The sequence below is a fragment of the Micromonospora sp. NBC_00898 genome (assembly GCF_045207895.1).
Taxonomy (GTDB): Bacteria; Actinomycetota; Actinomycetes; order Mycobacteriales; family Micromonosporaceae; genus Micromonospora.
In genome coordinates this window covers 6861028-6876530 of sequence record NZ_CP108775.1, presented here as the reverse complement: position 1 = coordinate 6876530, position 15503 = coordinate 6861028, and the positions used below count along the sequence as shown (strand labels likewise).

Below are 15503 nucleotides of genomic sequence, written 5' to 3'. Positions count from 1 at the left end.
TCACCCGCTGCCTAGGATCGGCTGATGACCGATACGGCGAGGACGGCCCGCGCCGGCGTCCCCGAGCGTCCGACCCTGGACGGCCTCGAGGAGACCTGGGCGCGCCGCTGGCAGGAGGACGGCACGTACGCGTTCGACCGCGCGAAGGAGCGGGCGGACGTGTACGCGATCGACACCCCGCCGCCGACGGTATCCGGCGAGCTGCACATGGGACACGTCTTCTCGTACACGCACACCGACACGGTGGCCCGGTTCCAGCGGATGCGCGGCCGGACGGTCTTCTACCCCATGGGCTGGGACGACAACGGCCTGCCCACCGAACGCCGGGCACAGAACGTGTACGGGGTGCGCCCCGACACCGCCCTGCCGTACGACCCGTCCTGGGTGCCGCCCGCCGCCCCGGTCAGCGAGGCGGCCCGGAAGAACCCGACCTCGATCTCCCGGCGCAACTTCATCGAGCTGTGCGAGCAGCTGACCGCCTCCGACGAGCGGGTCTTCGAGGCGCTGTGGCGGCGGCTCGGGCTGTCGGTGGACTGGTCGCTGACGTACACCACGATCGGGCGGCTGGCCCGGCTCACCAGCCAGCGCGCGTTCCTGCGGAACCTGGCCCGGGGCGAGGCGTACCAGGCGGAGGCGCCGACGCTGTGGGACGTCGGCTTCGCCACCGCGGTCGCGCAGGCGGAGCTGGAGGACCGGGAGCGGCCCGGGGCGTACCACCGGCTGCGGTTCACCGGGCCGGGCGGGCGGGAGGTGCTGATCGACACCACCCGGCCGGAGCTGCTGCCGGCCTGCGTGGCGCTGGTCTGCCACCCCGACGACGAGCGCTACGCCGACCTGGTCGGGCAGTCGGCGCGTACCCCGATCTTCGGGGTCGAGGTGCCGGTGCGCGCGCACCCGCTGGCGGACCCGGCCAAGGGGACCGGCATCGCGATGGTCTGCACGTTCGGTGACCTGACCGACGTGACCTGGTGGCGGGAGCTGGACCTGGCGACCCGGGTGGTGATCGGGCGGGACGGCCGGCTGCTGCCCGAGCCGCCGGCCGGCGTGCCGGCGGACCCGTACGCGGCGCTGGCCGGGCAGACCGTCAACGGCGCCCGCCGGACGCTGGTGGGGATGCTGGCCGACGCGGGCGACCTGGTCGGCGAGGCGCGCGAGATCACCCACCCGGTGAAGTTCTACGAGAAGGGCGACCGCCCACTGGAGATCGTCTCGACCCGGCAGTGGTACCTGCGCAACGGCGGCCGGGAGCCGCGGCTGCGGGAGGAGCTGCTGGCCCGCGGCGCCGAGCTGCGCTGGGTGCCCGAGCACATGAAACACCGGTACGACCACTGGGTGGGCGGGCTGAACGGCGACTGGCTGGTCAGCCGGCAGCGCTTCTTCGGGGTGCCGGTGCCGGTGTGGTACCGGCTCGACGACGCTGGCGAGCCGGACTGGGGCCAGCCTCTCACACCGGACGAGGCGCTGCTGCCGATCGACCCGTCCAGCGACGCCCCGGCCGGTTTCGACGAGTCGCAGCGCGGCGTCCCGGGCGGTTTCGTCGGCGACCCGGACGTGCTGGACACCTGGGCGACCTCGTCGCTGACCCCGCAGATCGTCGGCGGTTGGGAGACCGACCCGGACCTGTTCCGCCGGGTCTTCCCGATGGACCTGCGCCCGCAGGGCCAGGAGATCATCCGGACCTGGCTCTTCGCCACGGTGGTCCGGTCCCATCTGGAGCACGGCGTGCTGCCCTGGCGGGACGCGGTGCTCTCCGGCTGGATCCTCGACCCGGACCGGAAGAAGATGTCCAAGTCCAAGGGGAACGTGACCACCCCGGTGGGGCTGCTGGCGGAGCACGGCTCCGACGCCGTCCGGTACTGGGCGGCCAACGGCAAGCCCGGCATGGACCTGGCCTTCGACGCCGCCCAGATCAAGGTGGGCCGGCGGCTGGCCACCAAGCTGCTCAACGCGTCCCGGTTCGCCTTCGGGCTGGGTGCCGCGGACGCGCTGCGCGCCGCGGCGACCGAGCCGCTGGACACCGCCATGCTCGCCGAGCTCTCCGGCGTGGTCGGGGCGGCGACGGCGGCCTTCGACTCGTACGACCAGACCGCCGCCCTGATGGCGACGGAGGCGTTCTTCTGGCGGTTCTGCGACGACTACATCGAACTGGTGAAGGAGCGCGCCTACGGCACCGGGCCGGGGGCCGACTCGGCCCGGGCGGCGCTCGCCACCGCGCTCTCGGTGCAGTTGCGGCTCTTCGCGCCGGTGCTGCCCTTCGTCACCGAGGAGGTCTGGTCGTGGTGGCGGTACGGCTCGGTGCACCGGTCGACCTGGCCGACGACGTACGAGGTGGGTCGGGCCGTCCAGGCCCCCGGTGACCCGGAGCTGCTGCGGCTGGCCTCCGACGCGCTCAGCCAGGTGCGCCGGGCCAAGTCGGAGCGGAAACTGTCGATGAAGGCGGAGGTGCCGCTGGCCGAGGCGCTCGGCCCGGCCGCCCTGTTGGAACGGCTGGCGCTGGTCGCCGACGACCTCCGCGCGGCCGGTCGGATCGCCAAACTCGACCTGCTCCCCGACCGCGCCCCGGAACTCGTCATCGCCTGCGCCTTCTGAGGCGCGTCGCCCGCGCCCCGTTTCCCGGGGCGCGGGCGACCCGGGTCAGCTCGTCTCGCCGGCCACCGAGAACGAGCGGAGCCGGTCGATCGCCAGGACGGTGAAGCCGACGCTGACCAGGGCGGTGAGCACGCCGGCGACCGGGACGGAGACCGTGGTGGAGAGCAGCTCCGTCGGGGCCATCCGGTCGGCGAGGGCGATCACCCACTGCTGGATCGAGAGCACCTTCGTGCCGCTGACGAAATTGCCGAGCAGCCCCTCCCAGATCAGCACGTAGACCAGCCCGAGCAGGACCGGCCGCCGGGTGACCAGGCTGAGCGCCAGGAACAGCGCCGAGTACGCCAGCGCGCCGAGCGCCGAGGCGGCGGCGAGCGCCAGGCCGAGGCGTACCGAATCGGCCAGCACGCCCGCGACGTAGAGCGGCACGGCGACGGTGGCCGCGCTGACCCCGACGGCCACCGCCAGCTTCGGCAGCACGATCTGCCAGCGGGGCAGCGGCTTGGTGAGGATGTGCACCACCGTCCCGTCGTCGATCTCGGCGCCGAGCACGCCGGTGCCGACGATCAGCGCCACCACCGGCAGCACCACGGCCAGGCCGAGACCGACCAGCACCGGCGGCCCCCACTGGCCCGGGTCCACCCCCAGCGACCGGCAGAGCACCGCCAACGCCACCAGCACGAGCGGCAGGGGCAGCAGCATCAGGAACCGGCGGCGGCCGAAGAGCCCGCGCGCGGTGATCCAGGAAACGGTCGACATCAGGCCTCCACCAGGTAGGAGAAGACGCTCTCCAGGGACTCGTCCTCGGGGGTCAACTGCCGGACCCGGACGCCGTGGGCGAGCGCGATCTTCGGCAGTGCCCGGGTGAAGGCGCCATAGTCACCCGCCCGCACGGTCAGGCCGGCCCGGTCCAGTTCGACGCCGGTGACCGAGACCTCGGCCATCAGCGCCACGGCCAGCGCCCGGTCGTCGGTGGAGCGGACCGCGAACACGTGCGGCCGGTTGGTCATCAGCCGGCGGATGGTGCGGAAGTCGCCGGAGGCGGCGAGCCGGCCGGCCACCATCACCTGGACGGTGCCGGAAACCTGCTCGACCTCCTCCAGGATGTGCGAGCTGAACAGGATGGTCCGGCCGGCGTCGCCCAGGTGGTGCAGCAGCTGCATCATGTGCAGCCGCTGGCGCGGGTCCATCCCGTTGAACGGCTCGTCGAGCAGCAGCACCTGCGGGTCGTGCACCAGCGCCGCGGCGACCCGGGTGCGCTGCCGCATGCCCTTGGAGTACGTGCCGATCCGCCGGTCCTGCGCGTCGGCCATCTCGACCAGGGCGATCGCCCGCCGGGCCGCCGCCTCCGGGTCGGGCAGCCGGTGCAGCTTGGCGCTGGCCAGCACGAACTCGTACGCGGTGAGGAAGGAGTGCACCGCCTCCCGCTCGCTGACCAGACCCAGCCGGCGGTAGACGCCCGGGTTGCGCCAGGTCGGCTCCCCGTCCAGGGTCACCGCGCCCCGCGAGGGGGCGAGGAACCCGGCCATCATGTGCAGCAGGGTGGTCTTGCCGGCCCCGTTCGGGCCGAGCAGGCCGGTCACCCCCGGGCCGAGCCGCATGGTGACATCGTTGACCGCCACCACGTTGCCGTACCAGCGGGACACTCCGGCCAGGTCAAGGGTGCTGGTGGTGACGGCCGGCGGCGCGCCGGCGCTGAGCGTGGTCATCGGGCGGCCACCTTCCGGTATCGCAGCAACAGCAGGGCGACGCAGGCGGCGACCAGCAGGACGGCGGCCACCCCGTAGACGGGGCCGAAGCCACCGATCGGGACGCCGCCGCCCCGGCCCTCGGGCACCAGCAGGTCACCGAGCGCCCAGGTGCCCACCCCGCCGACGAGCGTCGAGGGCGACGCGAGGAAGGCCAGCTCGTTGATCGTCCGGGACGGCAGGATCGACAGCGTCCCGACGATCGGGGTGGTCATCAGGAAGACCGCCACGATCCCGCCGGCGGCGAAGGCGCGCTTGCCGGTGAGCGAGGCGACCAGCAGCCCGATCGAGGCGAAGACCGCCGCCCACAGCCCGGCGTAGAGCAGGCCGGGCAGCAGGTCGAGCAGCTCGTCCCAGACCCCGCGCATGCCCTTGTCGGTGATGAACGCGGCGCCGAGGAACATCACCAGCTGCGGCCCGCCGAGCAGCAGCCAGATCGCGCTGACCAGGGCCAGCAGCTTGGCCAGCGGGTAGTCGTCGCGGGGCAGCGGCCGGGAGAAGTACAGCGGCAGCACGCCGCTGCGCAGATCCCGGGAGACCAGCTCGGGGGCGGCCACCGCGACGAAGAAGATGACCAGCCAGCTCATCGAGTCGGCGAACTGGGCGTACGTCATCACCACCTCGCCGATCTGGCTGCGGACCGCGGTGATCCCGGCGGCGACCAGGGTGACGATGCCGACCACCAGCCAGGGGAAGATCTTCGCCTTGGCGGTACGGCCCAACCCGAAGACGGTCCGCAGGCCGTGCAGGTAGAGCGCGCCGAAGACGTGCCGGCGGCCCAGTCGCGGGCCAATGTAGCGCTGGTAGCCGATGTCGTGGATGACACCGGTCGGCTCAGACATGGCTGGGCTCCCTCGTGGCGAAGAGTTCGGCCACCCGGTGCCGGCGCTGGTCCAGCCGGTGCAGCGGCAGGTCCAGCTCGGCGACCGCGCCGAGGATCAGGTCGTAGGTGGCGTCGTCGGCGAGCGGCACGAGCAGCAGCCGCCCCTCCCGGGCCACCGGGAGGTCGAGTGCGGCGAGCCGGGCCGCGAGGTCGTCGGTGCCCTCGCTGACCTCGACCGCGAGGACGTCGGTGGCCGACGTCATCGCGTCGATCCGGTCGGCGCGCAGCAGCCGGCCGCCGTCGATGGCGACCAGCGTGTCGCAGATCCGCTCCACCTCGCCGAGGAGGTGCGAGCAGACCAGCACGGAGATGCCGAACTCGGTGCCGATCCGGTGGATCAGGGCGAGCATGGCGTCCCGGCCGGCCGGGTCGAGACCGTTGGTCGGCTCGTCGAGGAGCAGCAGGTCCGGGTCGTGCACCAGGGCCTGGGCGAGCTTGACCCGCTGCTTCATGCCGGTGGAGTAGCCGCCGACCGGGCGGTAGCGCTCCTCGTAGAGGCCGACGTGACGCAGCGCCTCGGAGGCGCGTTCCCGGGCCACCGTCCGGGGCAGGCCGCTCATCCGGCCCAGGTGGGTGACCAGCTCGGCGGCGGAGAGGTCCGGCGGCAGGGCGTCGTGCTCGGGCATGTAGCCAACCCGGGCGCGGACCGCCGCCGGGTCGGTGGTCGGGTCCAGGCCGAGCACGGAGACCCGGCCGCTGGTGGGCGGGAGCAGGCCGAGCAGGATCTTGATCAGCGTGGACTTGCCGGCGCCGTTCGCGCCGACCAGACCGATGATCCCCGGCTCGACCGACACCGTGAGGTCGGCCAACGCGGTGACCCGACCTCCGTACGTCTTGGTCAGCGACTCGGTCGCTATCAGTGTCACGCCGCTCAGCCTAGGAACTCGACGCTCGTCGGGGCATCCGGCGCGCCCCTGATCCTGGCGTCCTCCCCCATTAGGGGTAAGCCTTCCGTACGGCGGTGGGGCGGGTTCCAGTCCTGGATGTCGGTTCTCAGCGAACGTTGCGGTACATCAAGATTCTTTTCGCAGAAGTTTCAGCATCCGCCCAGCATTTCAGTCGGTCTGGGCTTTGCCACTGCCTGAACCTCCGGCGCGACCGTTGCACCCAGCAAGCCGTCTACAAGCCGGCTCTCGCCACACTCCGTGCGCGATGACTAGCGAGCCCTGGTCGGCCCGCCCTGAATCGTTGAGCCGACCATGCGCCGGCTGTGAGCGTGGTATGAGCCCGTGGTGAGCGCGGGGTGCCATCTTCAACTGTGCTGTGTGGAAACCGAAAGTAGCCTCGCCAGGCTGATCCGAGAGTGCTGAGCCGGACTCGCGGGGGTGAAGGCGCCCGAAATCCTCGGCGGGAAGGCGGCAGCAGGCTAGCTTCGGTCAAAGACACCTAAACCGGGCGGCGCGGGCGTGAGCCAGGTCCGCCCCCGGTACCTCACGCGCCAGCCGAGGCGCACGACCACAGGGAAACAACCTACGAGCTGCAGGGGGTCAAACCTTGACTACTGCTGTCTTGCGGTCCGCAATAGCGGGGGCAATCCTGACGACGCTGGGGTTAAGCGTGGGTCTTATGACCGGCGTCGCCGAGGCAGGGCCACCCCGCAAACACCAGTGCACCAGCAACGTTTTCAACGGAGGGGACCAGAATTGGCAGGATCTAAACAAGCGCTACGACGTCAGCGAACGGATCATCGGCCCTCCTGCGCCCGGGTTCGACGATATAGCTGACCCCCCCGGTGGGCCTGGCTGCCGCACGGCGCTGGTCGGGGACCAGTGGGTCCGGGCCGTCCCGCCCTGGATCACGGCGACGGGCGGCGCCGAACAGCAAGCTTTCATCGACAACTTTAAGAGCGCCCGCTACGTGATCGACGCCGGGACCGCCCAAGAGCAGACCGTCACGGCGGGCCCAAAAATCTTGCAATCCGGGATGGTTCCCGGTGATGTAACCGTGCCGCCGGTCGGCGGGCTGCCCTACGTCGTACCCGTGTCTCCTGTCTTTCATCCGCTTCGCCCCGGCATTCACACCAGCACCCTCTTCGTGACCATGAACGAAAGGGTCTGCACCGGCCGCGGGCCCGCCCCGGGCCTTGGCACGGACTGTCTGGAGGCAGGCGAATCCGAGTACCCCATCATCAACAACGGGCCTTTCACAGTTTTGCCTGGTCCCCCGCCACCAACCCCCACCACCACAACCATGGGCGCGCGCTGAGCCAGGCGCGCAAGGGGCCGGGTATCCGCAACTCGGCTAGCCCACCCGTGAAGGGTCCCTCAGAACGAGCTGGTCCACGTCGATGTTCGCCGTAGCGGCCCCCTGCCACCCATGCCCGTCACCGATGCGGGCGACGTCAATGTCGCTCGGTGCGGCCTCGCGCCGTACGCGAAAAGGCCGCCGACCCCTCGCGGGGTCGGCGGCCTTCGCCGTCAGACCGGGGGTCAGCGCTGGTCGGCGGGGACGTAGTCCCGCTCGGCGTAGCCGGTGTAGATCTGTCGCGGGCGGCCGATCTTGGTCTCCGGTTCGCTGATCATCTGGCGCTACCCCGCGCCGGAGACCAGCAAGACCAGCGCAACGAGCGGCGGTATGCGTACTGAAGTGTCGAGTGGCGGAAAGGCCAGCAAGCAGCGCCACCAGGAGATGTCACTCCCCAGGTCAGAAGCTCGGCCACTGAAGTGTTCGGCGAGAACCGACACTGGAAGCTGGTCACCGACACCGAGGTCCGGATCTGCAGCTCTGGCTGACCGACCAGCCGGTCCGCACCGCGCCGTCCGGGTGGAAGGAACTCGACGACGGCCACCGGGTCGAACTGGGCCCGCTCAAGGGCAACCGGGGCGACCAGGCGTACGACCTCCCGGCCGGCACCGACCCGACCGGGCTGACCAGCGTGTCGATCTGGTACGAACGTTCGCGGTGTCGTTCGGCGCGGCCCCGCTCACCCCCGCCGGCTGAGCCCGACGGCCGCGGTCGGCCGCCGCCCCAACGGCCGGTGGCCGGCAGGTGGAGTGGCGCTCTCGACCGATCGCCGGTGGGCTGCGAAACTGTGTGCCGGCCGGTGAGTTGGGGGTTAGATGAGCAACGGGTGGGTGCTGCCCGAGGACGTGCTGCGGGATGCTCCGGCGTACGCGCCACGCACCAGTGAACTGGCCGATCTCGAGTTGCTGCTGACCGGGGCGTACACCCCGTTGGCCGGCTTCATGACCCGCGCCGACCTGGCCTCGCTGAGCCGGCGCGGCCGGCTCGCCGACGGGACGCCCTGGCCGGTGTCGGTGACCCTGCAGGTGCCGGCCGCGCTGGCCGACGGCCTGGTGCTGGACGACCCGCTGCGCCGGGCGCTGGTGCTCACCGACGGCGAGGGCGCCCCGGTGGCCGCGATGGACGTGACCGACGTCTGGCCGGTGCGGGACGGCGCGGTGGGCGTGGGCGGCGCGGTGCGCCGGCTCGGCGACGGCGGGCACGGGCCGTTCCAGCGGCTGCGCCGCGGCCCGGACGAGGTCAAGGGGCTGCTGCCCCCGGGCCGGGTGCTCGGGGTCTTCGCGGACCGTCCGCTGCACCGGCCGCAGCTCGCCCAGATCGCGCACGCCGCCCGTACGCTCGGCGCGCACCTGCTGGTGCTGATCCCGGTGGGCGAGGAGGCGACCGGTGGGCTGCCGGCCGAGGCGCTGGTCCGCAGCGTCTTCGCCGCCCGGGACCGGATGCCCCCAGCCACCCTGGTGGCGGTGCCGCTGGTCCGGCGGCGCGACGAGGTCAGCGACGCGCTGTTGCGGGCCCGGGTCGCCGCCGCGTACGGGGTGACCCACCTGCTCTCCACCACCGACATGTTCTCCGGCGCGGGCCTGCGGGTGCTGGTCCCCCGCGAGCTGGCCTACGACAACCGGGACGGGCAGTGGCGCTGGCGGGAGGACATCCCGCCGCGCAACCGGCGGCTGGCGCTGACCCAGGAGGAGATCGACGACCTGCTGGACCGGGGCTTTCCGCTGCCCGAGTGGCACACCCCGCCGGCGGTGGCCAGGGAGCTGGTCCGGGCCCGCCCGCCGCGCCGGCACCGGGGCCTGGTGGTCTTCTTCACCGGGCTGTCCGGCTCCGGCAAGTCGACCATCGCCCGCGGCCTGGCGGACGCGCTGCGCGAGGGCGGCGACCGCACGATCACCCTGCTCGACGGGGACGTGGTGCGCCGGGAGCTCTCCGCCGGGCTGACCTTCAGCAAGGCCGACCGGGACCTCAACGTGCGCCGGATCGGCTGGGTGGCCGCGGAGATCGCCCGGCACCGGGGGGTGGGGATCTGCTGCCCGATCGCCCCGTACGCCGCCGCCCGTGCGACCGCCCGGGAGATGGCGCAGGCGGCCGGGGCGGGGTTCCTGCTGGTGCACGTCGCCACCCCGCTGGAGGTCTGCGAGCAGCGGGACCGCAAGGGCCTGTACGCCCGCGCCCGGGCCGGGCTGCTCACCGGGATGACCGGCATCGACGACCCGTACGAGGAGCCGACCGACGCCGAGCTGGTGGTCGACACCACCGAGATGACGATCGAGGAGGCGGTCCAGCTGGTGATGGACCACCTGACCGAGACTGGTTGGGTGGAGCCCCGCCTCCAGTCCGCCTGACCCCCGCCCCACCTACCGCCGCCCGTCCCCCGCCCCGGCCCGCTCTTCGAGCGGCCGGCGGGAGGCGGGCGGCGGTGTCGTCTCGCCCACCGTTTCCTTCCGTCGTGACCTTCTGCGCGCTAGTGTTCGTCTTTGTTGGAACACGTTCGACCGCGTGGACACGTGGTCACGGGACCCCGGAGGTACGGCGGATGCTGGCGCGGCAGCGGCAGACGGCCATCCTGGAGCGGGTCCGCAGCGCCGGCGGCGTGCGGGTCACCCAGCTGGCCGCCGAGTTCGGCGTCTCCGACATGACCATCCGGCGGGACCTGGAGACGCTCCACGAGCAGGGCCTCCTCGCCAAGGTGCACGGCGGTGCCACGCTGGCCGGACCGGGCTCCACCGACGAGCCCGGCTTCCACGCCAAGTCGGTCCGCCAGTCCGCGGAGAAAGGTGCGATCGCCGCCCGCGCCGCCGAACTGGTCCGCCCCGGCGCCGCGATCGCCCTGTCGGCCGGTACGACCACCGCCGAGCTGGCCCGCCGCCTGGTCGACGTGCCGGGGCTGACCGTGGTGACCAACTCGCTGCCGGTGGCCGAGATCCTGCACCTGGGCGGGCGGCCGGACCAGACGGTGGTGCTCACCGGCGGCGTCCGTACGCCCTCCGACGCGCTGGTCGGCCCGCTGGCCGTGGCCGCGATCGCCTCGCTCCACCTGGACCTGCTCTTCCTCGGCGTGCACGGGATCAGCGAACGGGCCGGCTTCACCACGCCGAACCTGATGGAGGCGGACACCGACCGGGCCCTGGTGACGGCCGCCGACGGGCTGGTCGTCCTCGCCGACCACACCAAGTGGGGCACGGTGGGGATCTCCTCCATCGTCGGCCTGGACGCCGCGGACGTGCTGGTCACCGACGACCGGCTGGCGCCGGAAGCACGACGGGTACTCGACGAGAAGGTGGGTGAGCTGGTGATCGTGCCGGGCACGGGGCGGCCCACGGAGGAGGCGGCGGAGTGAAGCGTACGCAGATCGAGCTCGCCGACGGCCGTGACCTGATCTACTTCGACGAGCGGGACGACGCGGTCCGCGACCAGCCGGACCAGCGCGACCTGCCCCCGCCGCCGCCCGCCTCCCAGCTGCGCTACGACCCGCTCACCGACGAATGGGTGGCCGTCGCGGTGCACCGGCAGACCCGCACCTTCCTGCCGCCGGCCGACCAGTGCCCGCTCTGCCCGTCGACCGCCGACCGGCTCAGCGAGATCCCCGCCCCCGCCTACGACGTGGCGGTCTTCGAGAACCGCTTCCCGTCGCTGAGCCAGCGGGTCGCCGAGGAGCCGGCGGAGATCACCCCGTTCACCCCGGTCCGGCCGGGGCGCGGCCGCTGCGAGGTGGTCTGCTTCACCGACGACCACAACGCCTCCTTCGCCAGCCTGCCGCCCCGCCGGGTGCGGACCGTGCTGGACGCGCTCGCCGACCGGACCACCGCGCTGGCCGAGCTGCCCGGGGTGGAGCAGATCTTCCCGTTCGAGAACCGGGGCGTGGAGATCGGCGTGACCCTGCACCACCCGCACGGCCAGATCTACGCGTACCCGTTCGTCACGCCGCGGACCCGGTCGATGCTGGCCGCCGCGCGGCGGCACGCCGAGCGGACCGGCGGCAACCTCTACGCCGACGTGCTCGCCGCCGAGCGGGCCGCCGGACAGCGGGTGGTGGCGAGCAACGAGCACTGGACGGCGTACGTCCCGGCGGCCGCCCGCTGGCCGTTCGAGGTGCACGTCGCCCCGCACCGGCCGGTGCCCGACATCCCGGCGCTCGACGACGCCGAGCGGGACGCCTTCGGGCCGCTCTACCTGGACGTGCTGCGCCGCTTCGACGGGCTGTTCGACCTGCCCATGCCGTACATCGCGGCCTGGCACCAGGCGCCGGTGCGGGTCGACCGCGAGCTGGGGCACCTGCACCTGCAGCTGTTCAGCATCCGCCGCGCCAAGGACAAGCTGAAGTACCTGGCCGGTTCGGAGTCCGGGATGGGCGTGTTCATCAACGACATCGCCCCCGAGCGCGCCGCCGAACTGCTCCGCGCCGCCTGACCGGCCGCCTGCCCCGGCGTGGGCCGGCGAACGGGTGTGGAACAGGGCGCGGGGGGCCCGGGACAGGGCCCCCCGCAGGGAAGGGACGGGCTGGCTGTGCGCGACAGCCGGGAAGGCTGGCTGATCGGCACTCGGGCCGCGAGGCGACCGCTGTCAACCTTCCTGGACGAGACTGGCATCACGTCCATTCAGGTCAACGACCCACCGACCCGCTGGTGACGCGCGCCCGGTCGGGCGACGCTGGGCCGCGATGCGGGGAAGCCCGCCGGCGGGTGCCGGCGGGCTTCCTCGGTGACGCGGTACGGAATCAGGCGTTGATCTTGCGCGCCAGGTTCTCGTCGAGCGCGTTCATGAACTCGTCGGTGGTCAGCCACGGGGCGTCCCGCGAGATGAGCAGCGCGAGGTCCTTGGTCATCTGGCCGCCCTCGACGGTGTCGACGATGACCTGCTCCAGGGTGTTGGCGAACTCGGTGACCGCCGGGGTGCCGTCCAGCTTGCCCCGGTGGGCCAGGCCCCGGGTCCAGGCGTAGATCGAGGCGATCGGGTTGGTGGAGGTCTTCTCGCCCTTCTGCCACTGCCGGTAGTGCCGGGTGACGGTGCCGTGCGCGGCCTCGGCCTCGACGGTGCGGCCGTCCGGGGAGAGCAGGACCGAGGTCATCAGGCCGAGCGAGCCGAAGCCCTGCGCGACGGTGTCGGACTGCACGTCACCGTCGTAGTTCTTGCAGGCCCAGACGTAGCCACCCTCCCACTTGAGCGCGGCGGCGACCATGTCGTCGATCAGCCGGTGCTCGTAGGTGATGCCGGCGGCGTCGAACTCGGCCTTGAACTCGTTCTCGAAGACCTCGGCGAAGATGTCCTTGAACCGGCCGTCGTACGCCTTGAGGATGGTGTTCTTGGTCGAGAGGTAGACCGGGTAGTTGCGGTCCAGGCCGTACCGGAAGGAGGCCCGGGCGAAGTCCCGGATCGACTCGTCGAAGTTGTACATGCCCATGGCGATGCCGGCGCCGGGGAAGTTGGCGACCTCCATCTCCATCGGGGCGCTGCCGTCGGCCGGGGTGTAGGTGATGGTCACCTTGCCCGGGCCGGGGACGACGAAGTCGGTGGCCTTGTACTGGTCGCCGTGGGCGTGCCGGCCGATGATGATCGGCTTGGTCCAGCCGGGGACCAGCCGCGGCACGTTGGACATGATGATCGGCTCGCGGAAGACGACGCCGCCGAGGATGTTGCGGATCGTGCCGTTCGGCGACCGCCACATCTTCTTCAGGCCGAACTCCTCGACCCGGGCCTCGTCCGGCGTGATGGTCGCGCACTTCACGCCGACGCCGTGCTCCTTGATGGCGTTGGCGGCGTCGACGGTGACCTGGTCGTCGGTCTCGTCGCGGTGCTGGATCGAGAGGTCGTAGTAGTGCAGGTCGACGTCGAGGTAGGGCAGGATCAGCTGCTCACGGATCTGCTTCCAGATGATCCGGGTCATCTCGTCGCCGTCGAGCTCCACGACCGGGTTGTTTACCTTGATCTTCGCCATCGACCGGCGCTCCTCTCGGGGGACACGTGCTCAAGCAGTACGAGCGTACTGGAAACCAGCCGGCACCCCCCAGCCGGCCTCGGCGGGCGGGAAAACCGGGCAGCCGGCGCGGGAGATCACTGGCACCATCGTCCGATGCCATTGAGCCGCACCCTCGGGTCTATCACGGTCACCGCGCTCACCGACGGCGAGGGGCCGTTCTTCCAGCCCCGCGCCGAGGCGTTCCCCGACGCCACGCCTGCGCAGTGGCGGGCGGCCGACCGGCGCGATCCGGCTTCGGTCACCGCGGACGGGCAGTGGTGGCTGCCGTTCCGCAGCTTCGCCCTGCGCGCCGGCGACGGGCCGGTCACCCTGGTCGACGCCGGGATCGGCCCGGCCGACTCCCCCGCCGCGAGCTGGGCGCCGGTGCCCGGCCGGCTGCCGGCCGAGCTGGCCGCCGCCGGCATCGACCCCGCCGACGTACGCACCGTGGTCCTCACCCACCTGCACAGCGACCACATCGGGTGGGCGGTGACCGGCACCCCCGGCCGGCCGCACTTCCCGAATGCGGACTACGTGGTGCAGCGGGCCGAGCTGGACGCGCTGGAGTTGTTCCACCCGGAGCTGCCGGCCCGGCTGGTCGGCCCGTTGCGCGCCGCCGGCCGGCTCCGGCTGCTCGACGGCGACACCCCACTGACCCCGGGGGTACGCGTGTTGAGCACGCCCGGCCATACCCCCGGCCACCAGTCGGTGCTGGTGGAGGCGACCGACGAGCGCCTGCTGCTCACCGGCGACCTGCTGGTGCACGCCGTGCAACTGGTCGACCCCACCCTCGCGTACGCCCACGAGGAGGACCCCGCCACCGCCCGCACCTCCCGCACGGCCCTGCTGCACACCCTCACCGCGACCCCCGGCCCCACCCTCCTCGCCACCCCCCACCTCGGCATCCCCTTCACCCCCCTGTGAGCCACCCCCACTGATCGCGCTCCGGATGACGCAACGGCGAAGGGGCACGCCGGCGGGTGCCGGCGTGCCCCTTCGGGGTTGGATCAGCTCACATGTTGGCGATGTCGGCCTGCTTGGCGCGGACGGCCTCGGCGGCGGCCTTGAGGCTGGCCAGCTCGTCGGCGTCCAGGTCGGTCTCGACGACCTTCTTGACGCCCTCGCGGCCGATCTGGGCCTCGACGCCCAGGTAGACGCCGGAGATGCCGTACTGCCCGTCGACCCAGGCGCAGACCGGCATGACCTCGCCGGAGTCCTCCGCGACGGCCTTGGCCATCCGGGCGGCGGCGGCCGACGGGGCGTAGTACGCCGAGCCGGTCTTCAGCAGCGCGACCACCTCGGCGCCACCGTTGCGGGTCTTGACGACGAGCTCCTCGATCTGCTCGGCCGGCATGACCTCACGCAGCGGCTTGCCGTCGACGGCGCTCTTCGAGGGCACCGGCACCATGGTGTCGCCGTGCGAGCCGAGGGTGAGGGTCTTGACCGACTTCACCGGTACGTTCAGCGCCTCGGCGACGAAGTTGGTGAACCGGGCGGTGTCCAGCATGCCGGCCTGGCCGAGCACGCGGTTCTTCGGGAACTGGGTGGCGAGCTGGGCCAGCGCGGTCATCTCGTCGAGCGGGTTGGAGACGACGATGACGACGGCGTTCGGGGCGTACTTGGCGACGTTCTCGGCGACCTGCCGGACGATCTTGGCGTTGGTCTCCAGCAGGTCCATCCGGCTCATGCCCGGCTTGCGGGGCAGACCGGCGGTGATGACGACGACGTCCGAGCCCTCGATGGCCTCGTAGCCCTCGCCGTTCGGGCCGGTGGTGGCGCCGACGACCTTGGTCTCGAAGCCCTCGACCGCGCGCGACTGGTTGAGGTCCAGCGCGAGACCCGCCGGCTTGCCCTCCACGATGTCGGTGATCACGACGGTGTCGAAGACGTCGTACTCGGCCAGGCGCTGTGCGGTGGTGGAGCCGTAGAAGCCGGCCCCGACGACAGTGACCTTCTTACCCATGGTCGTCCCACTCCCTGATACCAGTCGGTTTTCCGGACCGTATCAGCCATCCTGGCACCGATCGGGCCAGGGGCGGACGGTTATGACGCGCTTGGGCGGAACGACACACCACTCCGGCGCGGA

At 72.1% G+C, this 15503-nt stretch carries 12 protein-coding genes and 1 pseudogene; 7 read left to right on the top strand and 6 right to left on the bottom strand.

Annotated elements, in window-relative coordinates; translation table 11 throughout:
• Nucleotides 1-24: 24 nt before the first annotated feature.
• Complete coding sequence (gene valS / locus OG799_RS33435) at nt 25-2589, top strand: valine--tRNA ligase (RefSeq protein WP_406040995.1); 2565 nt, start codon at nt 25-27, stop codon at nt 2587-2589.
• A gap of 45 nt (nt 2590-2634) precedes the next feature.
• Here valS and OG799_RS33430 read toward each other — a convergent pair whose 3' ends face one another.
• Genes OG799_RS33430 through OG799_RS33415 form a run of 4 tightly spaced genes read right to left on the bottom strand, consistent with a single transcriptional unit; the run spans nt 2635 to nt 6083 of the window.
• Nucleotides 2635-3345, bottom strand: a complete 711-nt coding sequence (locus OG799_RS33430; RefSeq protein WP_109800677.1) for an ABC transporter permease — start codon at nt 3343-3345, stop codon at nt 2635-2637.
• On the bottom strand, nt 3345-4295 hold the full coding sequence (locus tag OG799_RS33425) for an ABC transporter ATP-binding protein (RefSeq protein ID WP_406040993.1): 951 nt from the start codon (nt 4293-4295) through the stop codon (nt 3345-3347). Before OG799_RS33425 ends, OG799_RS33430 begins: the two co-directional genes overlap by 1 nt.
• Entirely contained in the window at nt 4292-5176 is an 885-nt protein-coding gene (locus OG799_RS33420) for an ABC transporter permease (RefSeq protein WP_406040991.1), read from the bottom strand. Before OG799_RS33420 ends, OG799_RS33425 begins: the two co-directional genes overlap by 4 nt.
• On the bottom strand, nt 5169-6083 hold the full coding sequence (locus tag OG799_RS33415; protein ID WP_406040989.1) for an ABC transporter ATP-binding protein: 915 nt from the start codon (nt 6081-6083) through the stop codon (nt 5169-5171). Before OG799_RS33415 ends, OG799_RS33420 begins: the two co-directional genes overlap by 8 nt.
• Nucleotides 6084-6783: 700 nt before the next feature.
• On the opposite strand from OG799_RS33415, the gene OG799_RS33410 reads away from it, so the two are divergent.
• The 5 genes and pseudogenes from OG799_RS33410 to galT all read left to right on the top strand — a co-directional run bounded on the left by OG799_RS33410 (nt 6784) and on the right by galT (nt 11871).
• Nucleotides 6784-7422, top strand: a complete 639-nt coding sequence (locus tag OG799_RS33410; protein WP_406040987.1) for a hypothetical protein — start codon at nt 6784-6786, stop codon at nt 7420-7422.
• A 502-nt stretch (nt 7423-7924) separates the two neighbouring features.
• A pseudogene (locus OG799_RS33405) lies at nt 7925-8157 on the top strand (DM13 domain-containing protein); the annotation flags it as partial.
• A 119-nt stretch (nt 8158-8276) separates the two neighbouring features.
• On the top strand, nt 8277-9806 hold the full coding sequence (gene cysC, locus OG799_RS33400) for an adenylyl-sulfate kinase (RefSeq protein WP_406040985.1): 1530 nt from the start codon (nt 8277-8279) through the stop codon (nt 9804-9806).
• Nucleotides 9807-9997: 191 nt separating this feature from the next.
• A complete protein-coding gene (locus OG799_RS33395; RefSeq protein ID WP_406040983.1) occupies nt 9998-10801 on the top strand; it encodes a DeoR/GlpR family DNA-binding transcription regulator in 804 nt (267 codons plus the stop codon).
• Nucleotides 10798-11871: a galactose-1-phosphate uridylyltransferase gene (gene galT / locus OG799_RS33390; protein WP_406040981.1), complete on the top strand. Its 1074-nt coding sequence runs from the start codon at nt 10798-10800 to the stop codon at nt 11869-11871. The genes OG799_RS33395 and galT overlap by 4 nt, the downstream gene beginning before the upstream one ends.
• A gap of 307 nt (nt 11872-12178) precedes the next feature.
• Here the strand turns inward: galT and OG799_RS33385 are convergent, their stop codons facing one another.
• A complete protein-coding gene (locus OG799_RS33385; protein WP_406040979.1) occupies nt 12179-13396 on the bottom strand; it encodes an NADP-dependent isocitrate dehydrogenase in 1218 nt (405 codons plus the stop codon).
• Between the two features lie 135 nt (nt 13397-13531).
• On the opposite strand from OG799_RS33385, the gene OG799_RS33380 reads away from it, so the two are divergent.
• The gene (locus tag OG799_RS33380; protein ID WP_406040977.1) at nt 13532-14341 is read left to right on the top strand and encodes an MBL fold metallo-hydrolase; all 810 of its coding nucleotides are present in this window, start codon (nt 13532-13534) and stop codon (nt 14339-14341) included.
• A gap of 88 nt (nt 14342-14429) precedes the next feature.
• Here the strand turns inward: OG799_RS33380 and mdh are convergent, their stop codons facing one another.
• Nucleotides 14430-15380 (bottom strand): malate dehydrogenase, encoded by a 951-nt coding sequence (gene mdh, locus OG799_RS33375; protein WP_406040975.1) that lies wholly within the window; start codon nt 15378-15380, stop codon nt 14430-14432.
• Between the last annotated feature and the right edge of the window lie 123 nt (nt 15381-15503).